26 protein-coding genes are annotated in these 23,965 nt (G+C 65.3%); 11 read left to right on the top strand and 15 right to left on the bottom strand.

Going from position 1 to position 23,965, the window contains the following annotated elements:
* Positions 1-129: 129 nt before the first annotated feature.
* Together XI09_RS06525 and XI09_RS06520 are read right to left on the bottom strand one after the other, a co-directional pair.
* Positions 130-564 (bottom strand): hypothetical protein, encoded by a 435-nt coding sequence (locus XI09_RS06525; protein WP_271566135.1) that lies wholly within the window; start codon positions 562-564, stop codon positions 130-132.
* A gap of 197 nt (positions 565-761) precedes the next feature.
* Complete coding sequence (locus XI09_RS06520; protein ID WP_271566134.1) at positions 762-1,130, bottom strand: His-rich protein BRANT; 369 nt, start codon at positions 1,128-1,130, stop codon at positions 762-764.
* A 252-nt stretch (positions 1,131-1,382) separates the two neighbouring features.
* Between XI09_RS06520 and XI09_RS06515 the strand changes: the two genes are divergently transcribed.
* Entirely contained in the window at positions 1,383-1,925 is a 543-nt protein-coding gene (locus XI09_RS06515; protein WP_135174312.1) for a tetratricopeptide repeat protein, read from the top strand.
* A 107-nt stretch (positions 1,926-2,032) separates the two neighbouring features.
* Entirely contained in the window at positions 2,033-3,418 is a 1,386-nt protein-coding gene (locus tag XI09_RS06510) for a serine hydrolase domain-containing protein (RefSeq protein ID WP_271566133.1), read from the top strand.
* Here XI09_RS06510 and XI09_RS06505 read toward each other — a convergent pair.
* On the bottom strand, positions 3,408-4,976 hold the full coding sequence (locus tag XI09_RS06505) for a S10 family peptidase (RefSeq protein ID WP_271566132.1): 1,569 nt from the start codon (positions 4,974-4,976) through the stop codon (positions 3,408-3,410). The two genes, XI09_RS06510 and XI09_RS06505, sit on opposite strands and share 11 nt — an antisense overlap.
* Before the next feature lie 248 nt (positions 4,977-5,224).
* Between XI09_RS06505 and XI09_RS06500 the strand changes: the two genes are divergently transcribed.
* From XI09_RS06500 to XI09_RS06490, 3 genes are all read left to right on the top strand, one after another.
* Complete coding sequence (locus XI09_RS06500) at positions 5,225-6,004, top strand: NAD kinase (RefSeq protein WP_271566131.1); 780 nt, start codon at positions 5,225-5,227, stop codon at positions 6,002-6,004.
* A 109-nt stretch (positions 6,005-6,113) separates the two neighbouring features.
* Positions 6,114-6,659, top strand: a complete 546-nt coding sequence (locus XI09_RS06495; protein ID WP_008549760.1) for a response regulator — start codon at positions 6,114-6,116, stop codon at positions 6,657-6,659.
* Between the two features lie 27 nt (positions 6,660-6,686).
* Positions 6,687-7,271: an Hpt domain-containing protein gene (locus tag XI09_RS06490; RefSeq protein ID WP_271566130.1), complete on the top strand. Its 585-nt coding sequence runs from the start codon at positions 6,687-6,689 to the stop codon at positions 7,269-7,271.
* Between the two features lie 116 nt (positions 7,272-7,387).
* Here XI09_RS06490 and XI09_RS06485 read toward each other — a convergent pair whose 3' ends face one another.
* The 4 genes from XI09_RS06485 to folE all read right to left on the bottom strand — a co-directional run bounded on the left by XI09_RS06485 (position 7,388) and on the right by folE (position 11,139).
* The gene (locus tag XI09_RS06485) at positions 7,388-8,563 is read right to left on the bottom strand and encodes a DUF2336 domain-containing protein (RefSeq protein ID WP_271566129.1); all 1,176 of its coding nucleotides are present in this window, start codon (positions 8,561-8,563) and stop codon (positions 7,388-7,390) included.
* A gap of 203 nt (positions 8,564-8,766) precedes the next feature.
* Positions 8,767-9,777, bottom strand: a complete 1,011-nt coding sequence (locus tag XI09_RS06480) for a lytic transglycosylase domain-containing protein (RefSeq protein ID WP_271566128.1) — start codon at positions 9,775-9,777, stop codon at positions 8,767-8,769.
* A gap of 217 nt (positions 9,778-9,994) precedes the next feature.
* Positions 9,995-10,417 (bottom strand): phosphoribosyl-AMP cyclohydrolase, encoded by a 423-nt coding sequence (hisI, locus tag XI09_RS06475; protein WP_092191410.1) that lies wholly within the window; start codon positions 10,415-10,417, stop codon positions 9,995-9,997.
* Positions 10,418-10,446: 29 nt separating this feature from the next.
* Positions 10,447-11,139: a GTP cyclohydrolase I FolE gene (folE, locus tag XI09_RS06470; protein WP_135174305.1), complete on the bottom strand. Its 693-nt coding sequence runs from the start codon at positions 11,137-11,139 to the stop codon at positions 10,447-10,449.
* Between the two features lie 242 nt (positions 11,140-11,381).
* Here folE and XI09_RS06465 point away from each other — a divergent pair, with 242 nt between their 5' ends.
* A complete protein-coding gene (locus XI09_RS06465; RefSeq protein ID WP_027549065.1) occupies positions 11,382-11,837 on the top strand; it encodes an iron-sulfur cluster assembly scaffold protein in 456 nt (151 codons plus the stop codon).
* Positions 11,838-11,942: 105 nt separating this feature from the next.
* On the opposite strand, the gene XI09_RS06460 is transcribed toward XI09_RS06465, so the two are convergent.
* Entirely contained in the window at positions 11,943-12,836 is an 894-nt protein-coding gene (locus XI09_RS06460) for a hypothetical protein (RefSeq protein ID WP_271566127.1), read from the bottom strand.
* A 248-nt stretch (positions 12,837-13,084) separates the two neighbouring features.
* Between XI09_RS06460 and yidD the strand changes: the two genes are divergently transcribed.
* Both yidD and XI09_RS06450 read left to right on the top strand, forming a co-directional pair.
* Positions 13,085-13,423, top strand: a complete 339-nt coding sequence (gene yidD / locus XI09_RS06455) for a membrane protein insertion efficiency factor YidD (protein ID WP_271566126.1) — start codon at positions 13,085-13,087, stop codon at positions 13,421-13,423.
* Positions 13,424-13,514: 91 nt separating this feature from the next.
* Entirely contained in the window at positions 13,515-13,730 is a 216-nt protein-coding gene (locus XI09_RS06450; protein ID WP_271566125.1) for a hypothetical protein, read from the top strand.
* A 1-nt stretch (position 13,731) separates the two neighbouring features.
* On the opposite strand, the gene XI09_RS06445 is transcribed toward XI09_RS06450, so the two are convergent.
* The 3 genes from XI09_RS06445 to XI09_RS06435 are packed head-to-tail and all read right to left on the bottom strand — an operon-like array spanning position 13,732 to position 16,575.
* Complete coding sequence (locus XI09_RS06445; protein ID WP_271566124.1) at positions 13,732-14,688, bottom strand: PDR/VanB family oxidoreductase; 957 nt, start codon at positions 14,686-14,688, stop codon at positions 13,732-13,734.
* On the bottom strand, positions 14,685-15,206 hold the full coding sequence (locus tag XI09_RS06440) for an MOSC domain-containing protein (protein ID WP_271566123.1): 522 nt from the start codon (positions 15,204-15,206) through the stop codon (positions 14,685-14,687). Before XI09_RS06440 ends, XI09_RS06445 begins: the two co-directional genes overlap by 4 nt.
* A 55-nt stretch (positions 15,207-15,261) precedes the next feature.
* A complete protein-coding gene (locus XI09_RS06435; RefSeq protein ID WP_271566122.1) occupies positions 15,262-16,575 on the bottom strand; it encodes an MFS transporter in 1,314 nt (437 codons plus the stop codon).
* Positions 16,576-16,930: 355 nt separating this feature from the next.
* Here XI09_RS06435 and XI09_RS06430 point away from each other — a divergent pair, with 355 nt between their 5' ends.
* Complete coding sequence (locus XI09_RS06430) at positions 16,931-17,494, top strand: helix-turn-helix domain-containing protein (RefSeq protein ID WP_027549058.1); 564 nt, start codon at positions 16,931-16,933, stop codon at positions 17,492-17,494.
* Positions 17,495-17,515: 21 nt separating this feature from the next.
* On the opposite strand, the gene XI09_RS06425 is transcribed toward XI09_RS06430, so the two are convergent.
* Positions 17,516-18,724, bottom strand: coding sequence for a hypothetical protein (locus tag XI09_RS06425; RefSeq protein WP_271566121.1), 1,209 nt, complete (start codon positions 18,722-18,724; stop codon positions 17,516-17,518).
* A gap of 2 nt (positions 18,725-18,726) precedes the next feature.
* Positions 18,727-20,094 (bottom strand): APC family permease, encoded by a 1,368-nt coding sequence (locus tag XI09_RS06420; protein ID WP_271566120.1) that lies wholly within the window; start codon positions 20,092-20,094, stop codon positions 18,727-18,729.
* Between the two features lie 319 nt (positions 20,095-20,413).
* On the opposite strand from XI09_RS06420, the gene XI09_RS06415 reads away from it, so the two are divergent.
* Positions 20,414-21,742, top strand: a complete 1,329-nt coding sequence (locus XI09_RS06415; protein ID WP_271566119.1) for an alpha/beta hydrolase — start codon at positions 20,414-20,416, stop codon at positions 21,740-21,742.
* 69 nt (positions 21,743-21,811) lie between these two features.
* Complete coding sequence (locus XI09_RS06410; protein WP_271566118.1) at positions 21,812-22,240, top strand: GrlR family regulatory protein; 429 nt, start codon at positions 21,812-21,814, stop codon at positions 22,238-22,240.
* A gap of 39 nt (positions 22,241-22,279) precedes the next feature.
* Here XI09_RS06410 and XI09_RS06405 read toward each other — a convergent pair whose 3' ends face one another.
* On the bottom strand, positions 22,280-22,669 hold the full coding sequence (locus tag XI09_RS06405; RefSeq protein ID WP_027549053.1) for a hypothetical protein: 390 nt from the start codon (positions 22,667-22,669) through the stop codon (positions 22,280-22,282).
* A gap of 90 nt (positions 22,670-22,759) precedes the next feature.
* Positions 22,760-23,929: an MFS transporter gene (locus tag XI09_RS06400; RefSeq protein WP_271566117.1), complete on the bottom strand. Its 1,170-nt coding sequence runs from the start codon at positions 23,927-23,929 to the stop codon at positions 22,760-22,762.
* Between the last annotated feature and the right edge of the window lie 36 nt (positions 23,930-23,965).

Here is a 23,965-nt window from a genome sequence, read left to right as displayed (position 1 = left end):
CGCCTGCGCAAGGCTTGCCGTAACGATCTGTCGCAAGGCGAACCTGCCCCGTTCAAAGCTCGCCAAAATGTGATCCAGCAGCTCCGGCGGCTTCTGTCCTAGCACCAGCCGATGAAGGCGGGCTTTGCGCTACCGCGTCATCTTTTCCAGTTCCGGAAAGGGTGCGTAAACCGCGTCAGTACAGAACTCGCTGGCGCGATCGAGGACCCGGTCGGCCCGTCCGTTGACGAAGACGACGGCGCGCTCGCGTATGCCCTTGTAGCTGCCATCGGTCTCGCGGGGCGTGAAGCGCAGGCAGCTCACGTAGAACTGTCGGCCGCCGACCTCGCGCAGCACCGGCTCGGCCATGCCGGCCTCGCGCACGCCGACCGGATTGTTCAGATAGGCGCGCATCAAAGCGAGCGTGTCACCGCGGAAATTGTCGGGAAAAGGCTGAGGACCTCCAGCCTGGCTCCCAGCCATCAGGGTCGGACGGTCACCGTCGCTGCCGAAACACGCCGCGAGCGCCAGCGGCAATGCCAGGATCAATAGCAGGCTCACCGCACGTTTCGCCAATCGCCCCACAGGTCACGCTCTCCACTCGCTCAGGTCAGGGAGATGTTCTAGCCCCAAGGTTGCGCGAAGGGAATTCGCTTGCAGACGCACCGGCCCGCCGCCGGTGCCTTGCACTTTCGCGCAAGACGCCGGGACGACGGGACGGGCCTGGATTCCGCACGCGGCAGCAGGGCAATGCCAGGGATGCCGCCGCGCGGGATCAGTCGTTAGCTGCGCTTGTCGATCGTCGCCGGCTTGGTCACGTCAGGCTGCGCCTTCAGGGACTTCTTCGCCGACAGATGCTTGTGGTGATGGCGATGCGTGCGCACGGTCTTGTGCTCGTCGGGCGTGACCGCGGCGTTCGCATTCATCGCCTTCGACTTGGCGTCGACCTTGGCGTCCGCCTTGGTGTCGGCGGCCTTGGTGTCGGCCTTGACGCCGGCGTCCGGTTTCGCGGCGGTGTTCGACGTCTTGGTCTGGCTCTGGTCCGCCTTGATCACCGGCGCGGTCGTGGTGGTCTTGCCGGCCTCGGCCGCGAAGGCCGGGGCTGCGATCACGGAAGCTGCGAGCAAGGCTGCGGAAATGGTCTTCAACATGGTTGGTCTCCTCTTGGAAGGATCTTCAGGCGGGCGCCCTCTCGCCAACCCTTCGATCGTAGGTGGAAGCCTAGGCCTCGCGCGCTGAACCCAATCTGAAGCCGGTTGCAGGCTTCCGTTCATCTGGATGACAAGTTTGTCATCTGCGGCAGGGCGAATGGGCCGGGGCGGCGGGGAATGTTTTTGCCCGGCGGGTGTTCCGGTCTTCAGGCAATCGTGTAGGATCGCCGCGCTTCATACGGGAGAACTTAGATGCGCAAACTCTCAATGCTTCTGCTGCCGGGACTCGTTTCGATGACGCTCGCAGCCGGGCCGGTTCTGACCAGCGCCTATGCCGCGGGCGGCGACGACCCCTCCTCGCCGCCGAAGTCGGACACGTCGACCAAAAAGGGCAAGAAGAAGAGCTCCTCCGTCAGCGATCCGAAATTCCTTGCTGCCTATCGCACCGCCTACACCACGATCTACGACGACCATAACTACACGGGCGCGATCGATCAGTTGAAGTCGCTCAAGCGCGACGACGTCGCCGACGTCGCCAATCTGATCGGCTATTCCTATCGCAAGCTCGGCGACTACCAGTCGTCGAAGGTCTATTACGAACTGGCGCTGAAGGACGATCCGAACCACGTCCGCACCTGGCAGTATTACGGCCTCTGGCAGCTCGAGCAGGGCAACCGCGAGCAGGCGCAGTATCACCTCAACAAGATCGCCTCGCTCGCCGGCACCGACAGCTCCGAGTATCGTTCGCTGGCCGCGGCGCTCGACAAGCCGACCGGCGCGACGCTCGTCTACTAAGCCATCTCGTTTGCGAACGACGCGAACCGGCACAACCTCGGGGTTGTGCCGGTTCTGCTTTCTCGGCTAGCCTCGCGCACCAATCCCCCCTCGCAAATCGGTGCGCAATGGACAGTTGGCTGCGATCCGCGATCGACTACATCGGCTCCTGGGTCGAATTCCAACAGACGACAGTCCAACAGCCGGGCGTCATCATCGCATTCGCCCATCGCGGCGAGGTCGTCGCCGAGCACGCATTTGGCCTTGCCAATCTCGACACCGGCGAGAAGCTCACCCCGCGCCACCGCTTCCGCATCGCCTCGCACTCGAAGAGCTTTACCTCCGCCGGCATCATGAAGCTGCGCGAGCAGCGCAAGATCCGGCTCGACGACACGGTCGGCCAATATGTCGCCGGCCTGCATCCGCGCGTCGCCGGGACGACGATTGCGCAGGTGCTCTCGCACAGCGCGGGGCTGACGCGCGACGGCGCCGATTCCGGCCAGTTCATCGACAGCCGCCCCTATCTCAACGCCAGGGAGCTGCTCGCGGAGCTGAAGTTGCCGACCGCGATCGAGCCCTGCACGCGCTTCAAATATTCCAATCATGGCTTTGGCCTCATTGGTCTCGTCATCGAAGCGATAACGAAAGAGCCCTACCCGGTCTGGATCAGGCGCGAGATCATCGAACCCGCGGGCCTGCGCGAGACCGAGCCAAACGCACCGCTTCCCAAGGGCGCGCCGTTCGCGCGCGGCCATACCCGAAAGCAGCCGTTCGGCGAACGATGCGTGATCCCCGGCGACAATCCCGCCCACGCGATGGCGTCGGCCGCGGGCTTCGTCGCCACCGCCGGCGACACCGCCCGCTTCTTCGCGCAGCTTGCACCCAACGCAAGAAAGAGCGTGCTGGCGGTCGCGAGCCGGCGCGAGATGACGCGGCACCATTGGCGCATCCCGCAGAGTTTCGAGGGCTATTACGGCCTCGGCGTCAACGCCGGCAAAACCGACGGCTGGGACTGGTTCGGCCATGGCGGAGGTTTCCAGGGCTACATCTCCCGGACCTGCTCCATCCCCGCTTGCGAGCTCGCGATCAGCATCCTCAGCAACTCCATCGACGGCGCGGCGCCGTTCTGGATGGACGGCGCGATGCAGATCCTGCGCGTCTTCAAGACCCGCGGCGCGCCCGACAGGCGGGTGCGCGACTGGAGCGGCCGCTGGTGGACGGTGTGGGGCGCGACTGATCTCGTGCCGATGGGCAACCGCGTGCTGATCGCAAATCCGCAGTTCAACAATCCGTTCATGGATGCCGCCGAGATCGAGGTCACCGGCCGCGATGCCGGCAAGCTCTCCTGGGCCGCCGGCTATTCCAGCCACGGCGAGCCGGTACGTCGCGTCCGCGACAAGCGCGGCAAGGTCAGCGACATCTGGATCGCGGGGGCCAACGTCAAGCCGGCGAGCGTCGTGGCGCGCGAGATCGCGCGGAGATATCCCCCGCGCAAACGCCGGCCTACTCCCTGATCAACCGCTCGACCTCGCTGCGAAACGCCTGCCGCGAGCCATCGCGCGAATAGAACATGTGGCCGCCGGGATAGACGGCGAATTTCACGCGCTGGGTCGCGAACGCCGGCAACTGGTCGAGCACCCGCTTCGTTCCGAAATAGGGCGTGGCGAGATCGAACAGGCCGTGTGCGACCAGGACGTTCAGCTTCGCATCTGTCGCGAGGATCTGGCGCAGCTCGGACACTGACTGCGGCGGGTTGATGCCGCGGCCGAAATCCCAGTGGCCCTCGACGGCGCCGTTGAGGACTTCATAGGAGCCGTCGGGCCGCCAGTTGAGCTTGCGGGTCAACACGTCGACCGCGGCGCTCGTCAGCGGCGCCTGGAGCGCGTCGCCGGAGGGATCGCCGAAACGAGAATTGCCCGAATCCGGATAGGGATCGAAGCCGCGCACGGAGGCATCGTAGCGTCCCGTCACCTTGCCGTTCTTGCGGTCGAGCTCGCGGCGGAATTCACCGACGTCAAAGCGGCCGGCGAGCCTGCGGCTCACCGCCTGGTCGATGCCGGTGAGCTCGGCGACCTTGTCGGCCAGGCGATTGGTGGCCTCCTTGTCGGCTACGCCCTTGACGAGGTCGGCCAGGAATTCGCCGCGCGCGTAAGCCTCCACGTCGGCGAGATCGGCGCGCTTGACCGGTCCTTTGGCCTCGCGCGCCACCGCCACATAGCTCGGCAGCGTCGCGACATATTGCAGGAGGCTGGTGCCGGTGAACTCGCGGAAGTCGAGCAGCGGCGACACCAGGATCAATCCCCTGACGCCGACGCCGTGCTGGATCTGCAACTGGCGCACGACCTTCGGCCCGCGGATGCCGCCATAACTCTCGCCTGCAACGTATTTCGGCGAGACCAGCCGGTCGTGCTTCTCGAGCCAGCGGCGGATCACCAGCGCGATCGCGTTGACGTCACCGTCGACGGAGTAGAAGGATTTTCGCGCGTCCTCGCTGCTGGCGACAAACCGGCTGTAGCCGGTGCTGACGGGATCGATGAAGACGAGATCGGTGAAATCCAGCCAGGTCTCCGCGTTCGGCTTCACCTCGGGCGAGGCCGACGGCGAGAGGGCTTCGCCATCGAGCGGCAGCCGCCACGGGCCCGCAGCGCCGAACTGGAGCCATGCCGAGGACGCGCCGGGTCCGCCGTTGAACAGGAACGTCACGGGGCGCGTGGCGCGGTCGGCACCTTCGAGTTCGTAGGACGAGTAGGCGATGTCGGCCAGCGGCTCGCCCTTGCCATCGAACACGCGGATCGAGCCGGCGGTTGCGGCGAAGTTGAGCGTGCGGCCGGGCAGATCGAGCGTCTGCTTCGTGGTCGAATCCGACGGGAGACGGTGCGGCTCGGCGGTTGGGAATGGATTCTGCGGCGCGCTTTGCGCGCCACTGCCACGCCCGCCCTTCTGTCCGGCTGGGGCCGCCGTCTCGGCCCGCGGCTGGGGCGGATCGTCTGCGCGGGCAAATCCCGCGAGCGCGACCGCGGAGACCGCCAGCACCAGGGTCGCACGGCGGACCTCCTGCAAACTCGTGACCATGATCGTTCTCCCTACCCGGCTGTGACAGCCGGTGAGGCCGATAGGTTAGCGCGGAATTGCGACGGTTTGGGGGATCATGGGTCCGACAGCGCCCAAGGCGGCCGATCAGGCTGGAAACGCCCCGGATTCGTCCCGGATCCGCCAGCCGCCCGTTTGCTTTAAAGGGCGGTCATCCTCGACAATGCGGGCCCGGGTGTATAGACGAGCCCGGCGGAACTTTCTCGAGCCAGCGGCCCTGCCCGGAAGCCATGACCAAGCCAGCGCGCTACGACCGGATCGCCTTCGTCGCCAGCCCGAGCAGCGAGGCGCAGGCCGCCTTCGGCCAGCTCACCAGCGACTATGGCAATTGCGACCCGAACGAGGCCGACATCGTGGTCGCGCTCGGCGGCGACGGGTTGATGCTCCAGACGCTGCACCGGAACATGCACACGGGAAAGCCGATCTACGGCATGCACCGCGGCACGGTCGGCTTCCTGATGAACGAATACTCGACGCACGATCTGCGCGCGCGGCTCGAGGCGGCACATGAGTCCGAGATCAATCCGCTGCTGATGCGCGCGACCGACGTCAACGACCGCGCCCACCTGCACCACGCCATCAACGAGGTCGCTCTGTTCCGTCAGACCTACCAGGCGGCGCGCCTGCGGATCCTGATCGACGAGCGCGAGCGCATGCCCGAGCTGATCGCCGACGGCATCATGGTGGCGACGCCGGCCGGCTCGACCGCCTACAACCTGTCCGCCCAGGGGCCGATCCTGCCGATCAACGCCGCGTTGCTGGCGCTGACCCCGATCAGCGCCTTCCGCCCCCGCCGCTGGCGCGGCGCGCTGCTGCCCAACACGGCCTATGTCGTCATCGAGGTGCTGGAGGGCGACAAGCGCCCCGTCGCTGCGGTCGCCGACCACGACGAGGTGCGCGACGTCCGTCGCGTCGAGGTGCTGTCGGACAAGACCATCTCGATGCGCATGCTGTTCGACCCCGGCCACAGCCTGGAAGAACGCATTTTGCGCGAGCAGTTCGGGTACTGAGCCCCCTGCCCGGCGCCTCGACTGGCGCTTTGGGACGCCCGGTCGCAACCCTTCGTTAACCCCCGCCACGATATGGTTAACGAAGGTTGACCGCTCTGGCCCAGGCGTCATGTTCCGCATCGATTTCAACAAGCTGCGCTTCCTCGTCTGCGACGACAATCCGCACATGCGCCGTATCCTGCGGACGCTGCTGCATTCCTTCGGCGCGCGCGAAGTGTACGAGGCCGAGGACGGCGCCACGGCGCTGGAAATGTACAGCCATTACGTGCCCGACATCGTCATCACCGACTGGGCGATGCCGATCTTCGACGGGCTCGAGCTCGCCCAGATGATCCGGCAGCCGGAATCCAAGGGCAATCCTTACGCGCCGATCATCATGCTGACCGGCCATTCCGAGAAGCGCCGCGTCACGGTCGCGCGCGATGCCGGCGTCACCGAATTCCTGGCCAAGCCGATCTCGGCCAAGGGCCTCTATCAGCGCATCCTCAACGTGGTCGCCAATCCCCGGCCCTTCATCAAGACCAAGACCTATTTCGGCCCGGACCGGCGCCGCAACACCAACTCCGCCTATATGGGCCCCGAGCGCCGCGTCGGCGAAAAGCACGAAGTGCTCCAGCAGCCCTCGCTGCTCGACAAGGCCCGCTCCTCCATCTAGCGCAACGTCTCACGCGAGGCAGGTATCATGGCGAAGAACAGCGCAAAGGACATCGAGGTCACGGCCTTCGCCACGCATCAAATCATCACGCAGCCCAATCCGCTGCGCAAGGTTCTACGCCGTGTCGAAGACAAGGACATGGACGATCCGGTCAGCCGCGCCGAGCAGGCGCTCGCCGGTCTCGCCGGCGAGTTCAAGGACTGGATGACGACCGAGGTCAACCGCCTGTCCGCCGCCTACGTCGCCATCCGCAATGACGGATTCACCAAGGACAGGCGCGACGAGCTGTTCCGCGCCGCGCACGACATCAAGGGCGACGCTGCGACATTCGGCTATCCGGCCGCGGCGGGAATCGCCGAGAGCCTGTGCCGCGTCATCGAGCACGCGCCCGATCTCGAACGGGTGCCGGCCGAGCTGTTCACGCACCACATCAACGCCATCCTGGCCATCGTGCACGAGAACACCAAGCTCGACAGCATCAGCGTCTCCGCCGAGCTCAGCCGGCGCCTGCGCAAGGTCGCCGACGACTACCTCGCCGACGTCAACCGCGACCGCCCCGAGCATCTCGAGGTGATCCTGGCGCCGAGCATCGTGCCGGCGGAGTCGTGCTGACTATTCTCAATGGTTGTCGTAGGGTGGGTTAGCGAAGCGTAACCCACCAACTTCGTTCCGCGCTCGCGGCAGCACGGTGGGTTACGCCTTCGGCTAACCCACCCTACGGCATCTCACTACGCCGCGATCAGATCGTCATAAACCGGATCGACCCTGTCGTCCGCGACCAGCTCGTCGCAGAACAGCCTTGCCTCTTCGCGCGCGGACTCGGTGGCGAAGCGGCGAAGCAGGACCATCAGCGGCTCGGTGGCACCACGGTCGGTCTCGCAATGGGTGAGCACGCGCTCGACCATGCGCCGGCGCAGCCGCACCGCCCCGTCGTCGCTATCGACGAAGCCCTGCTCATGGCAGGCATCAAGCGCCACCTGGAACGCCGCAAACGTCGCCTCGGGAAGGCCGGCGCGGCGCAGCAGCGCGTGCAGGCTGTTGCCGCCGCGGTCGTGCAGCAGCGCGGTGACGCGCGCCAGCGGCAGATCGGCGAGTTCAGCCAGCGCTGCGTCGAACAGATCGAGATTGCTGGACAACAATGCGCGCAGGATCAGGCCCGCGGTCAGCTGGCCGGTGACGCGCAGGTGATGAACGAGCCCCTGCATGTCCTCGCCACGCGAGCGCGCCGCGATGTTCATGGTGGAGCGGTCGCGCGCCTCGATGGTGATCCGGTCGGCGCGATCGGCACTCAGCCAGTTCCGTGCCACGACGAATTGCGCCAGCGTCTCCGAGAGCTTTGCCACCAGCGCCGCGCGCGTTGCGGCCGGCAGATCCTCCAGCACCAGCATCGCTTCGCGGATCGCGGCGAGATGGCCGTGACGCTCGACGATGCGGTTCCAGGAGAACGGCGCGAGCTCGGCATGGGGATTTTCGATCAGCTCGAGCGCTGCCGCTGCGCAGCCGACTTCGGCAATGGCGGCACAGACCGACACAGGCAGCGCGATGCGGCGCGCGACCGCGCACTGCACCTCGTCATTGCCGGTTGCGACGATGTCGACGAGATCGGCATCGATCAGCAGCGGAGAATGTTCGAGCACGGGCAGCGCGACGGTCGGCTGGTCCGCCGACAGCGCCCGCACGATCGCCGCCGGGGCATCCGTGCTGCGCGCAAAGGCCTCTGCCATCGCCTGCCGCACCAGCGGCGAGGGATCGTCGAGCAGCATCAGAAGCGCGCCTTCGGCGGCGACGCGGTCGTCTGCAGAAAGGTCTGAGATCAGCCAGGCCCGGGCCAATGCCCGTGTTGCCTCGGCCCGCTCGCCGGCGGACGCCGTCCTGATCCAATTGATGAACTGCCGAACAATCATGGTGCTTCCGGCTTACGCAACGAAGACGAAGCGGTGACGGCTTGTCACCTGCAACACAAAATAAACCACGACGCTTAACAAAGCGTTCACCATAACTGGCTGGTTTTATTGACGTTTTGTTAAGGGAACCAAGCCGCCTCTGCATCCGTGCCCCTGGACACGGCGCAGCAACGCTGCGCGTCCGGGACGCGAGAGAGTGAGTATTAGCTCGAGAACGTGCCGCTGCGATCGCTGAAGAGATCGAGCGGCTGCGGCAGCCGCACATCCGGCGTCGCTGACGCGAGCGAGGCGTTGTTGCCCCACAATTTCTGCACCGTCGTCGAGACCGGCTGCGTGGCGTCGCCGGGCTGATAGATCGAGCGAAACATCGGCGTGCTCGGTGCATTGTCCGCGACTGTCGCTGACGATGTCGCGCTGACCGGCGTCACGCCGCGCGCATCCGGAAAGGTCTGGAGATAGGCGGCGTTGTCGATCACCGGCGTGGTGGGCAGCACGGCATTCGCGCTTGCGACCTGCGTCGTCGACGGCGTGCCGCCATACATCGCCATCGCGCTGCGCGTGGTCTTCGAATTTGCCGCGCTCGCATAGCGCGCGTCCAGCACCGAATAGACCTCGGAGACGCTGCGGGCGCGGCCATCCCTGGCGTAGAAGATCGAACGGTTGGCGGATGCCGCATTGGGGAACAGCCGCGCGCCGACCGCTTGCGGATTGTCCTCGGCATTGGCGATCAGTTTTGCGGCTCCGCCGACGCCCATGAAATGCGCCATGTAGAGCTCGCTGTCGGACGGCCTGCGGCCGAGCAGACCGGTGAGCTTGAAGCTGTTCGACTGCGTCAGCGCCGCCGCCATGCTCGAGGCAGCCTCCGGGTCGTCGCGCAGCTTCATGATCGACCGTTTCATCACGGGATCGTCGACGGTGTAGCTGCCCGACGACGTCCTGGTGATGGCGTCGGCGTAGTTGCCATAGCCGAGTTGGGTCCCCGCCTCCTTCACCGTACCGAGCCAGGTCTGGTCGATGAACTGGTAGAGCCCATGCGCGGACGACGTCGTGGCTCCCGCTGTCGGATCGAAATCCGATTCCATCTTTGCGGTGGTCAGCATGTATTGGAAGCTGACGCCCGTGATGTTCGACGCCTGCTTGATCGCACCGGCGACACGCGCCCGCGACGGATCGAGAACCGCCGTCTGAGAGGCACTGGAATTGTCGACCGACATGATGGAGTGCCCGCCCCGCGCGGCGTTGTGCGACGCCGGCAATTCGGCGCCCTGTCGTCTCACCGTGGGACAGGTATGGTTAATGCGGGGTTAATTCGGAGGGCGCTGTCATTCCGGGGCATCGCGTAGCGATGAGCCCGGAATCCATTGGGCCGCGCGTGACGCCGTACGATGGATTCCGGGCTCGCGCTTCCGCGCGCCCCGGAATGACAACAGGCTACTTCTTGTAGACCGCGTCCGGATCGAACAGCCTGTCCGCATCGACAAAGACCAGTTTCGCTCCCCCGCCCTCGGCCTCGACCTTGCGGTAGAAGCAGGACCGGCGGCCGGTGTGACAGGCGGCGCCGATCTGCTCGACGCGGATCCAGACCGCGTCCTGGTCGCAATCGGTGCGCATCTCGACCACGCGCTGGGTCTGACCTGAAGTCTCACCTTTTCGCCACAAGGCATTGCGTGAGCGGCTGAAGTACCAGGCCTCGCCGGTCGCGATCGTCTTGCGCAGCGCCTCGTCGTTCATGTGGGCGACCATGAGCACGTCGCCGGTGGCGACATCGGTCGCCACGCAAGTCACGAGCCCGGCCGCATCGAACCGGGGCTGGAAGGACAGACCTTCCTCGATCTCATGGGAGTGAGCGGACACAACGAACCTCGCCGGGCCTATTCGCGAGGTCAGCGTTGCAGGCCTCGCACCAGGGACAGGAAACGGGCCTGCTCCGCCGGATTGTCGCGGAACATGCCGGTAAAGCGGCTGGTGAACGTGGAGGCGCCATGCTTGGCGACGCCGCGCACCGACATGCAGGTATGCTCGGCCTCGATCAGCACGGCAACACCGCGGGGCTTCAAGACCTCGTCGATGGCTGCGGCGATCTGCGCCGTCAGATGCTCCTGGGTCTGGAGCCGGCGGGCGAAGATGTCGGTCAGGCGGGCAAGCTTCGACAGGCCGACGACGCGCTCCACCGGCGTATAGGCGATGTGCGCCTTGCCGTAGAACGGCATCATGTGGTGCTCGCACTGCGAAGTGAACTCAATGTCGCGCACCAGCACGAAGTCGTCATAGCCTGCGGTCTCGCCAAAGGTGCGGTCGAGCACCTCGGCCGGGCACTGGTGATAGCCCTGATAGAGTTCGTCGAAGGCCTCGACCACGCGGCGCGGCGTGTCGAGCAAACCCTCGCGCGCGGTGTTCTCACCGATATAGGCCAGCAGCGTCTTCACCGCCGCTTCCGCCTCTGCGCGCGCGGGGCGCGGCTGGTCGGCGCGGACGGCGGCCGCGAGGAATTCGGCAGGGTCAAGCTCGGCCGGGCGGCTCTCGGGCTGCCGGTCGGAGGGCTTGTTGGGGCGAAGGGATTTGATCGTAGCGTCCATATCGACTCCGTTCGACGGCCTTGCGGCCGGAGTGTCACCGGCAGACGGGGCGGCAAGCCGCCGGACGCCTGAAAGACTACAGTTTTGGCGAAAAAGGTCCGCAATCTCTAACGTCGGCCGCGTGGTCCTGGATCACCGCCGCCGGGCCGCTGGACTGTTTTTCCACCCGTTCCGACCCTATATAGGACCCTGGACGGCGCCCGCCAAGGCCGATCCGGCGCGGAAGTGTTGGACTCCATCACATGCTGAACGACATTTATAACAAGCGGATCATCGAGTTGGCCGGGAATATTCCGCGCCTCGGGCGGTTGTCGGCCCCCGATGCCACCGCGACTGCCCACTCCAAGCTGTGCGGTTCGACCGTGAAGGTCGATCTCAAGATGAGTGGAGACACCGTCACCGACTTCGCCCATGACGTGAAGGCCTGTGCGCTGGGACAGGCCTCTTCATCCATTATGGCAAGTCACGTCGTCGGCTCGACTGCGAGCGAACTCCGTGAGTTACGCGAAACCGTTCGCAAGATGCTCAAGGAGAACGGCGCGCCTCCTGAAGGCAAATGGGAAGAGATCAAGTTCCTCGAGCCGGTCCGCGACTACAAGGCGCGGCATGCCTCGACGCTCCTGACCTTCGATGCAGTCGTCGATGCCATCGGTCAGATCGAGGCGAAGGCGAAGCAGCCGGCTGCGGCGCAGGGCTGAACATTCCGGGGCGTCGCGAAGCGACGAACCCGGAATCCCGAGATTACGGCGCGAGATTCCGGGTTCGCGCTACGCGCGCCCCGGAATGACTGCCAAGATTTGCGACTACTTCTGCGAGCCCGCGCTCGGCGCCGTCCCGGTCGGCACCACGGCTTCCGCCGTCTTGGTCGACTTGGCCGGCTGCTCCGGTTCCACACCGAATCTGGCCTGCGTCTTCGGTGCCAGCTCCGCCATGGCCGGCGCTGTGACGTCCACATGCGGCAGCACGTCGGCCACCAGATCGGTCGTCACGAGATTGGTGAGCTTGAGCTCGCCGGTGTCCAGCTCATGCAGATCTTCCCAGGGCGGGACGCTGAGCGCGAGCGACAAAAGATCGCCGGCGCCGCCCATGTCGAAGGTGTATTTGGCAAGCCGGCCAATGTCGCGTTCCACGATCATCAGATCCTGCGCGCTGTAGCTCGCCGCCTTGGCGTCGTCGGCACGGTCGCCCATCCAGATCTGGTGGACCCGGACATGGGCGGCGTCCGGCACGTAGCGCTTCTTGCCGGCCAGCAGCAGGAACACGCACATGGATTCGCAATAGGCCTCGGGCGCGACCGCCGGACGGGCCGACTGCCCGCCGCGGTTCTGAACGCTGATGCCGACCGTGGTCAAAAGCCCGAGATTGCGGAAGCGCCTGCCGAGCGTGATCGCGTCGTTGACGGAACCGCCGCTGGAATCGAGCACGACGGTGGCGCCGCCGAGCTGGCGCCCGCGCGAAAACTCCTCGAAATCCCTGGGTGTATCGGCGGTGATGATGCCAACCGCGCTGACCCAGCCACGGCAATTCGGCTCGCAGGCGACCCAGCTGAACTTCATCGGCAGCTTGCGCTCTTCGAGGGCAGCAGCGGCATGAGCCTTGGTGCCGGTCGTAGCGACAGCTCCGGACAGCGCGATACCGAGTGCGGCAGCCCCGAGCACCAACCAGCCGCGACGATCAAGGGAGTTCAGAAGTCTCAATCTGGTTCCTTCCCCAAGCCCCAAAGGTCCCCCGACAATCCCCGGTAGCGCCCTCTGAGTCCATCATACACGAGTATGCTTCTACACACGGACGTCATAAAAATGGTATCCGGGGGAATACAGATCGTCCATAGGTACTTGCTGCACTGCTCCCAAAAAGCACGCAAAGTATGGCGCGCAAACAACAGCTTGCTGTTCCCTGCGCCGGAACCGGGCAACACCTCGCCAACGATCGCGGCAAAGCGCACATGAAGCATTCAGCCTGCGAGCATTGTTCCACTCCCATCGAGGGCGCGCTTCGCCTCCCGCGCAGATTCGGTAGCGCGCTGATCTGGCTCTACCGCCATACACTCTCGCCGCTGGTCGGCTACAACTGCCGGCACCTTCCGACCTGCTCCGTCTACGGCGACGAGGCGATCGAACGTTTCGGGCTCTGGGCCGGTGGCTGGATGACGCTCGCGCGCGTGCTTCGCTGCAACCCGTTCGGCACGTCGGGCATCGACAACGTGCCCCTCGCCGCGCCGCCCGGGGCACGCTGGTATCTGCCCTGGCGTTACGCGCGCTGGCGCGGCGTCAACGCGCCCTAAGTTTGTTGCGGTGCTTTGCGCATCGCTGGCCTGAGTGGAACCGGAACTTTCTCCTCGCGTTGTTTTGCTGCTCCCGCGGGAGGAAACAACAATGCGCTGGAAAATCAGCCCTCATTTTCTTCACTTCAGGCTTGGTCCGCATCCCAAGTTCAGTCCAAGGGGGCACGATCCAAGAACAATCGATGTGCTCGCCATGGTCGCCCTGCTGGCGCTCGTGCTCGGCTCCGGCTGGTATCTGGCGACGAGCTTGGCCACACCGCCCAGCAGCACGGCGTTCATCGTGCCGAGCCAGAGCGTGCACTGGTAGCTCAGAGATCGAGCACCAGCCGCTCCGCGTCTGATCCGGCGACGCAAACCATGAGATAGCGCTCGCGCTCATACGGCGACAGGATGCGGTCGCGGTGCACCGGCTTGCCCTCGATCCATCCGACCTTGCAGGCGCCGCAGATGCCCCCGCAGCAGGAGGTCGCGATGTCGATGCCTCCTTCCTGCAACGCGGCCAGCATGGTCTGGCCAGCGCGGACCTGGATCTCGGCGCCCGAGCGCGCCAGTGACAGCGTGAAGGGCTTTGCGTCGGGATCGATGACCGGCGGCGGCGCGATGAAACGCTCGATATGGACATTGGCGGCGGGCCAGGCTGCGGTCGCCTGCTCGAAATCCTCAGTCATGCCTTCCGGCCCGCAACAGGCGACCAGCGTGTCCGCCCCGCCCTCCCCGATGAGCGCCGCGAGATCAGGACGCCCGGTCCGGGACGTGCAATGCACGACGACACGGCCCGCGTCGATCAGTGGCGCGAGATGCGCGGCGAGCGGCATCTCCTCGCGCACGATCAGATGCAGCACGAAGTCGGCATCGCCAGTTCGCGAAAGATGTCGCGCCATCGACAGGAACGGCGTCACGCCGATGCCACCGGCGATGAGCACATGGCGCGCAATGCCTGCACCGGGATCTAGCCCGCCGCGCGGCAGCGAAACGCCGATCACGTCGCCGATTGCAACCTCGTCGTGAAGCGCGCGCGAACCGCCACGCCCATCAGCCTCACGCTTGACCGCTACAACATAGCGCGCATTGTCGGCGGGCTCGTTGCACAGCGAATAGGTGCGGACGAGTCCGTTCGGCAGATGCAGGTCGATATGCGCGCCGGGCTTGAAGGGCGGCAGCTCCCAACGGTCGGGATCGGCCAGCGTGAACAGTTTTATGCCTGCCCTCGCCTCCTCGATGCCGGTGACGATCGTCTTGATCGTCGTGATCGGACGCACCTTCATGCCGCGTTCCGCACGGTATCGCCGACCTTGACGATGCCGCCTTGCAGGATCTTGCAGTTCAGGCCGGAGCGATTGATCAGGGGATCGAAGATCGCCTTGCCGGTGATCTCTTCGATATGCCGGCACGGCACCGACAGCCGGGTCGCCTCCAGCAGGGCTTCCCCGAGCCAGAAGCGGCGGCCGACCAGATGATTCAGCGGCACGCCTTCGACCGTGACGTTGCGCCGGTGCTCCTGCGGGCCGAGCTCGATGCCGGCATCACGCTTGAGCGCTACCAGCGTCTCGAGCTCGAACAGGGTGACCTGCCGGCCCTCTTCCGGCTTGTGCGAATAAAAACCCTCTTCGTTGCCGATCATATAGCGGTCGCCCTCGATCCCCTTGCCGGCGACGAGGGTGATCGTTTCAGCTGCGCGCATCGGCAGGAACGCACGCGGGGCGAGATGGAGGAAGCGCACCGCGCCGGTCCAGCCGAGCTGCGCAGTCTTCTGCGCCGAGCCGGCGCCGATGGTGTCGAGCATGACAAAATCCTTGTGAGAGGCGATGGCGCGCCGCAAGACGCGGCGCGCCGCGGGATCAGGTCAGTTCCTTGTTCGCCATTTCCGGCGCGAACGTGGTCGCAGTTGCCGTGATGGCCGCGCAGGCGATCAACAGCAGCGAGACCGGCCAGGTTGCGCCGCCGCTCCAGGCCATCAGAGACGCCGCGATCAGCGGCGTCAACCCGCCGCTCAGGGCCGCACCGACCTGAAATCCGAGCGATGCGCCGCTATAGCGCAGCCGCGCGGTGAACAGCTCGGAGTACCAGGGCGCGCCGATGCCGAACATCACCATCTGGCCGAAGGTGATCGCGACCACGATGGCGCAGATGACGATGGCGGGATCGCGGGTATTGAGCAGCCAGAACAGCGGGAAGGCAAACAGCGCCGAGAACAGGCAGCTCGCATAGAACATCGTCTTGCGGCCGACGAGGTCGGACAGCCAGCCGAACAAGGGAATGGCGAGCAGCGCGACCAGCGATGCGGCGAACGCGCCATTCAGCACCACCGTGCGCGACAGGCCGAGATTGGCCGTGGCGTAGGACATCACGAACACGCCGCCGATGCTGGCATAGGCGATCTCGGAGATCTTCAGACCAACCGCGGTGAAGAACGGCCTGCGGTGATGCCTGAAGATCTCGACCAGCGGCAGCTTCGCGACGTCCTTCTTGGCCTGGACCTGACGGAAGGCCGCGGTCTCTTCCATGTTGAGGCGGATGTAGAGACCGACGCCGACCAGGAGGATCGAGATCAGGAAGGGAATGCGCCAGCCGTAAGCCATGAAGTCGCTTTCCGGCAGGCTCGCCACCAGCGCAAACATGCCGATCGCGGCGAGATTGCCGATGGGATTGCCGACCTGCACCATGCTGCCGAGCAGGCCGCGGCGGTGCGTCGGACAGTTCTCCACCACCATCAGCACCGCCCCGCCCCATTCGCCGCCGAGGCCGATGCCCTGGAGGAAACGCAGGCCGATCAGGAGCAGCGGTGCGGCGATGCCGATCTGCTGGTAGGTCGGAAGCAGGCCGATCAGGAAGGTGCCGATGCCCATCACCATGATCGTGATCGCGAGCATCGCCTTGCGGCCGACCCGATCGCCGTAATGACCGAAGATCGCAGCGCCCAGCGGCCGCGCCAAGAAACCGACCGCATAGGTGCCGAAGGCGGCGATAGTTGCGAGCGTGGGATTGCCGGCCGCGAAGAAGACCTTGTTGAACACCAGCGCGGTGGCCGTGCCGTAGATGAGGAAGTCGTACCATTCGACCGCGGTGCCGATAACGCTCGACCACACGATCCGTCGCAAGCTCGCCGCCTCGTCCGGCGCTACGTTCACGGTTACGTCGTCTGCTACGGTCATCGATCTCTCCAAAAGGTACCGGCGCCTGGGAAAAGCAGTTGGTTCTGTGCGCGGAGCCCATCGGCAGCCGCGGCGGTAAAATCGATCATGTTTACTATTGGAAATCAACGCCACGGAACGCGGCAAATGCCGCCGATCGCGGCAGAGTGCACCTTTTGCACTATTTTCAGCTAGTTTTCGTGAAATATCAGCTCGTCTGCCCACAATATCCACGGCGCTGCTCGAAATTTCTGCTCGATAGTTTTCCTTTGGAATACACTTGCACGTGCCCCGGAACAGGCCGGGCGCGCCACCGGGCTGGCAGTTCGGCGGCATCTGATGCAAAAGAGGCATCAGCAGTTCGGGAGACTCATGCGTGCTTGACGTCAGCAAAGCGACAGCGGTCGGGGCCAATATCCGCCAGGCGCGGATTGCCAAGGGCCTGACGCTGGACCAGCTTGCCCGGCAGAGCGACCTCACGCGTGGCTACATTTCGCTGGTCGAGCGCAACCTCAAGATCCCCTCTCTCGCCGCGCTGTTGCGCATGGCCGCCGCCCTCGAGGTCAATGTCGCGAACTTCTTCGATCCGAACGCGGAGCCCGCGCCGCGCTACACGCTGTTCCGCCGCGAAGGCGGCAATGTCCCGCTGTTTCAGGACACCTTTGGCGTGGTCCCGCTGGCAACCGGCCGCACCCGCAAGATGATGGAGCCGTTCCTCCTCAGCCCGCCGCACAAATCGGCGACGCGGGCCTCGCATGCCGGCGAGGAGTTGCTCTTCGTCGTCAACGGGAAGATTGCGATCAAGCTCGACGGCGAAGAGCTCGTCCTCGGCAAGGGCGACTGCCTGTATTTCTCAGGCGAGACGCCGCACGAGGTCCGGAGCCTCGGCCGGCAGAAGGCTGAAGTGCTGGTCGTCGTCGCCCAGAACGCGACGACGTAACACCGGACTTCGGCAAATGGCCTAGCGGAACCAGAAGGAACGCCCGGACGGCGGGACGGATTCGGGCGGACGCGGCCGTTTCGGACGCGGCGGTTTTGGCGGCTCGGCGGATGAGGTGGTCTCCGCAGCAGGCGCAACCTCGGTCCCCGGCACTTTCACCGACAGCAGCAGGTTCGATTCATGCGTGCGCCAGCGATAGCCGACGCCGAAATCGACCGGCTGGGCGCGCGTGAACAGTTCGGCATAGCGCTCCTGGTAACGGCCGGGGAATTCTGCGATCGGTCCGAGGTAGCGGCCGAACGGGAAGAACCGCCACTGCCGCGCATTGTAGTTCGCGAGCGGAATGCCGGAATCGTCCTGGATGATGGTGGCGCTGTTGGCGAGCAGCCAGTCGCGCACCGTCGTGAAGTTGCCGGAGTGCAAGAGATAGGACGCGCTCTTGATCAGGCTGTTGCCGGGCCCCAGCGTCTCGCAGAACTTCAGGAAGCCGGTCGCACGTGCGCCGGGATTGGAGAGATCGGTCGAGAAATAATACAGCGTGCGCGCTTCCCCGTCGGGGCCTGCGAAGGTGATGCGGACGCCGCGCGTCGCATTCGGCCCCGGATTGTCGTTGCCCGTATGCATCCCGCCCTTGTCGTCGAGCGCGACCATCTCGACGTTGCGGATGGTCTTGCCGGAGCGCGCGAGGAAGACATAGAGGATCGGCAAGGTGCCGTTGACCTGGTTGGCGTGCAGGTCGACCTTCATCTGCTTAGTGATGAAGAAGGAGAAGCTCAGGATCGAGGCGAGCGAGCGCTCGACATTGTAGAGCGCAGCGCCGACCGAACCGCGCGGCAGCCGCGTCAGGTCGGGCACGGCGCCGACCGGCTCCAGCGCACCGAGCACGTAGGTGCTGGCCTTGGAATAGAAGGCGTTGGCGTAGAGGAAGTCCGGGCCGCTGAACATGTAGAACATGGTCGGCCTTGGCGCGGCGAGGTTGACGTCGGACCAGGTGCGGATCTTCGAGAGCTGCCGCTGCTCGAGCTGGGCAAAGGCGCCGTCGAAGAATTTTGCGTGATGCTGCCAGGACGGGTCTTTGGTGAGCGCCACCAGCGGCGAGTCCGCCGATGGCTGCATGCCCGCAAGGAAGCGCGCGGTGTCGTCGAAGGTGACGTCAGCGGCACGCGCGGACGAGACGGCCGCAGCCAGGAGGGCAAGAGCGACGGCCGCAATTCTCAGGGGTCGAAACATGTCTATTCGCGATTGTGTGACGTGCCAGCGGCGACCGGCCGCCTGCGGAAAACAGCGTAAATCAACAGGCCCGAGAGCATGAGGAGCATCCCCGACAGCGACTGCACCGGCCGCTCGGTCAAGAGGTAGTACATCATGAACGCGGTCACGAGCAGGAAAACGAGCGGGGTGAACGGGTATCCCCAGGCGCGATAGGGCCGTGGCAGGTCAGGATCGGTGATGCGCAGCTTGATGACGCCGGCGACCGTGAAGAACGAGCAGAACAGAAGCGCGAACTGGATGAAGTCGAGCACCGCCTCGAAGCTGCGCGTGAACAGCAGCAGGGTCGCGACCGCGAGCTGAAACAGGATGGCATAGGCCGGCGCGCCGCTCACCGATCGTTTCGAGAACACGCGCAGCGCCGGAATGTCCTCCCCCATCGTCATCATCACGCGCGGGCCGATCCACATCATCGCGCTGATCGAGGAGATCAGGCCGACGCAGATCATGGCGCCGACGATCCGGCCGCCGAGGCTGCCGAAAATGGCGGTGCCGGCGACGCTGGCGACATCGAGCTGGCCGGCGAGCGCGCCGACCGGCGTGGAGTAGAGAAACACCGCGTTCAGTGCGACATACAGCACGAGCACGATCAGTGTGCCCGCGAGCAGCGCGCGCGGCAGGTTCTGCTGCGGCATGTTCATCTCGCCGATGATATAGGTCGCCGCATTCCAACCCGAGAACGAGTACATCACGAAGACGAGGCCGATCGCGAAGGGCGCGCTGACGATGTGCGCGAGATCGCCCGGCTGCGGCGTGAAGGCGATCGGCTGCGGTACGCCGATGATGAAGCCGGCGACCAGGAAGGCGACGATCAGCACGACCTTCAGGATGGTCGAGATCAACTGGAAGGTCGAGGAGTGCCTGACGCCGGTCAGTTGCACGAGCGAGACCAGCCACACCACGCCGATGGCGAGCGGAATCGGCGGCAGATTGGGGACGACCGATTTGGCGTATTCGCCGAAGGCCATCGCGGCGAGCGCGACCGGCGCGGCAAAGCCCACCGTCGCCGAGACCCAGCCGGCGAGAAAGCCGAAGGCGGGATGATAGGCACGGCCGAGGAAATTGTATTCGCCGCTCGAGCGCGGGAACATCGCCCCTAACTCGCTATAGGAGAACACCCCGCACAACGCGACGATGCCGCCGACGCTCCACAGCAGCAGGATCGAGAAGCCGGACGGGATGTCCTTGACCTGGAAGCCGAGGCTGGTGAAGACGCCGACCCCGATCATGTCGGCAACGACGATGGCGGTCGCGACCAGAACGGAGACGCCTGCCCCTCTTCCGGTCAGCCGGCCAGTCCAGGGCCCAGTTCCCGCATCTGATGCCGTCATCGGGGTCCTTAACCTCAGGCCTCACGCCTCATGGGAAGCATCGTGCAGTTTGGTCCAGTCAATTCAAGCAGGGTTAACAAGGGTTAAATGAGGCCAAGGGAAATAGGTATCAAGGCACCTTTTTAGCATGGTCCCGGACGATAAGCACCGGAGAATCCCGTTTCCGATCCCCACAATCAGGACACGATTGCATGGTCCCCTTGAGCGTTCCGGATGTGGGGAAGTTTCTCCGGACGCTTAACGTCACCTAAACGCCAGTCGGCTCAATTGTCTCAAGATTGCCGCTGGGCTTGTGGTCATGACTTGGGGTCATGGGTGGATGGTCGGGGCCGTTCCGAAGAAGATGAGAGCTGACATTCGTGCCGATCGGACGCCGTCCGATGGGCGCGGTCGTGCGCTCCGGATCGGCCTGATCTCAGCCTTGGTGCCGCTCTCGCTCACACTGGTTCAATGCGGCAAGGCGCCGAATCCGGCGGCGCTCGCGGCGAACTCGCAGGCCAATGTCCAGGTCGTCGCCAAGACCAATCCGCAGGTTGCGAGCGGCGACACGTTCGAGGATCGCTTCCCCGCCCCGCAGTTCAAGGAGCGCTTCCCCTCGGCGGGCGAGAGCTTCCTGCAACGGCAGATGTCGGACTTCTCGCCCAAGCGCGCCGTGCAGCAGCAGCCGGAGCAGGCACCCTATAAGGTCGCTTCGCTCGCGCCGCAGGTGCCCTACCAGCGCCCGCCCCGCGAAGACCTGACGACGCTCGTCAGCATGAAGTCGTCGGCCTTCCCCTATTTCGGCAACAACCCTGCCTCCGACGCGCCGTTCCTCAACATCTCCAAGGGCGACCGCCGCGGCCACCGCAGCTATTCGGGGCGCGTCTACTGGCAGGACGAGACCTACAGCGACAGCCGCGTGCTGGTGCACGTGCCCGAGCATTTCGACGTCCGCAAGCCGGGCGTGATCGTGGTGTTCTTCCACGGCAATGGCGCGACGCTGGAGCGCGATGTGCGCGACCGGCAACTGGTGCCGCAGCAGATCACCGATTCCGGCGCCAATGCCATCCTGCTTGCGCCGCAGATGGCCGTCGATGCCGCCGATTCCAGCGCCGGAAAATTCTGGCAGGCAGGCGGCCTCAAGCGCTTCATGGATGAATCGGCGAGCCACCTCGCCCGCCTCACCGGCGATCCCAACAGCGCGCGCGCCTTCGCCAACATGCCGATCGTCATCGTCGGCTATAGCGGCGGCTTCCTGCCGACGGCCTGGAGCCTCGAGGTCGGCGGCATCAGCGACCGCGTCCGCGGCGTCGTGCTGCTCGACGCCGTCTATGGCGAAATGGACAAGTTCGTCTCCTGGATCGAGAGTCACCGCTCCGGCTTCTTCGTCAGCTCCTACACCCGCTACACCGCACGGCGTGACCGCGAGCTGATGAGCATGCTCAGGCAGAAGGGCATCAGCGTCTCCGAGGACATGGACGGCCCCTTGCGTCCCGGCAGCGTGGTGTTCGTGGAGACCGGCGACGGCATCACCCATCGCGACTACGTGAACCGCGCGTGGACGCAATATCCGCTCAAGGACGTGCTGGTGAAGATGTCGGCGACGCCGGCGCTGGCGCTGACGCTGACGCGCGTGGCGGCTACCACTCCATCGGCATCGAACCGATAGTCCCGACATTGCGCCAGCCGGTATTTCGGTGCGCTGCGCGCAATTCTCTCAAGCCGTGATCAAAATCTGATGTTGATGGCCGGCATCCCCGGGCGCCACCGGATTGTTTCCGCTGGCAACGATCATAGTTTGCCGGCCAAGTTGGATTTGGAATTTCTGCGGGGACAGGTCGTGCGTCAGGGACTGTACAAGGTCGACTTCCACACGGTTCACGGGACCGGGTGCGGTGTCGTCTATGTGATGGATGGCAAAATGCGCGGCGGCAATTCCGCCTTCGCCTTCATGGGCACCTATACGGGCGAAGGCGACACGATCAAGGTCAAGATCTCGACCCAGCGCTACAACGACGACCCGTCCTTCAAGGGGCTGTTCGGCATCGACCGGGTCACGCTGACGCTCACCGGCCGCGAAGACGGCGACGCGGCGGAATTCGAAGGCAGCGCGCTGCAAGCGCCGGGCGTTGCCTTCAGGGCCGTGCTGAACCGGATCAGCGACTAGCCGTCCGGCTCCAGGGTCGCGAGCTTCAGGTCTTGACGTTCAGCTTTTGGGCAGCTTCGGAATGCTCTCGGCAAAACCGTTGAAGCAGGCCAGCCGCTCGTCCTCTTCCTTGAAGAAACGGCAATCGGCGTAGCCCTTGGCCTTCGCCGGCTTCGGCTTCGGCGCCGGCGGGATCACGGCGTCGTAGCAGTTGAGGCGGTCCTTGGTGCCGTCGTCGAGGTCGAGGCAGGCCTGCAGCCGCGCGGCGATCGATTGCGGCTTGCCCTTCGGCGCCGCGGCCGGCTTGGCTGCGGCCTCCTTGGTCCCCGCTTTGGTCCCCTTCGGCTTGACCTGCACCAGCGGCTTGTCCCCGACCATCGGTGGCTTGTCGGCTTGCGCAAACGCGGAGGCTGAATAGAGCACCGCGGCAACCGCCAGAATCATCCTCATCTCAGTCAACTCTCTTTGGTCCCCATGACCGGCGTTCTAGCGCTCCCGCGCGCGGTTTGCCAAGGACCTTGCACGCACGAAGACGCGGGATCAGGCGGCGGCAGCCGGCCGGGGCCGGGTCAGGATCACCAGGACCAGCGCCAGCACGACGAAGCCGACCGCAACGAAGCCGAGCGGATGCAGGAGCTCGCGGGCGAACAGCAATCCGCCGATGGCGGAGCCGACCGCCTGGCCGATATAGAGGACGGAGGTGTTGAGCGCGACGGTGGCGGACGCAAGTGGCGGCGCGGCCGCGACCAGCCGCACCTGCTGCATCGAATTGGTCGAGGCAAAGCCGAGGCCCCAGATCGCGACGGCCCCCGCCATCAGGACGAGCGTGCCGGCGCCGAGCGCCCAGCCCGTGATGCCCGCAAGCAGCAGGCAGGTGAACAGCAGCGAGGTGCGATAGGGCCCCCAGGTATCGACGATGCGGGTGGCGATCACGACGCCGAGGAAACCGCAGAGGCCGTAGATGCCGAACACCATGCCGATTGCGTCCGGCCCCGCCCCGGTCAGCTTCTTGAGCAGCGGGCCCATGAAGGTGAACACCACGAACTGCCCGGACATTTGCAGCATGGTGATCGCAAGCAGCAGCAGAACCGTCCTGCTGCGGCCGACCGCGCTCCAGGTCTTCAGGTCCACCGGCGTGCCCTTCAGTCCGGCAGGCAGGCGCAGCAGCAACAACAGGAGGCTGATGCAGCCGAGCGCGCCGATCTCGCCATAGGCCGCGCGCCAGCCGTAGCGGCTGGCAATGAAGGTGATCAGCGGCAGGCCAACGGCGGCCGCCAGCGACCAGCCGAGAAAGATGTAGGCAATGGTGCTGCCGCGCCGCTCCACCGGCACGATCAGCGCGGCTGTGCCGGCCGCCTGCGGCGTGTACAGCGCGCCGACCGCGAGCATCACGAGGCGGATGACGAGGAGGCTCGCATAGTCGGGCGCAAACGCCGAGGCGAGATTGCCGAAGGCGAGCACCGCCAGCGTCGTCGCAAGCAGCCTCCGCCGTTCGATGCGGCTCGTGAGCCAGGCCGTCAGCGGCGAGCCGATGCACAGCGTGATCGCGCCGAACGTGATCAGGAGCCCGGCCGCGTGGATGCTGATGCCGAGCCCGGCCGACAATTCCGGCAGCATTCCCGCCGGCGCCAGCACCGAACAGCCGGTGACGAGATTGCCAAGCATCAGGGCGGTTGGCGCGAAACGGCCGGCGGCGGCGGATTTTTGCATGCAAGTGCATGTAGAGCGGGATTGCCGCCCGTTAAA

The sequence above is a fragment of the Bradyrhizobium sp. CCBAU 11386 genome (assembly GCF_028128955.1).
In the GTDB taxonomy this organism is placed as follows: Bacteria; Pseudomonadota; Alphaproteobacteria; order Rhizobiales; family Xanthobacteraceae; genus Bradyrhizobium.
This window is presented reverse-complemented; position numbering and strand designations above follow the sequence as displayed.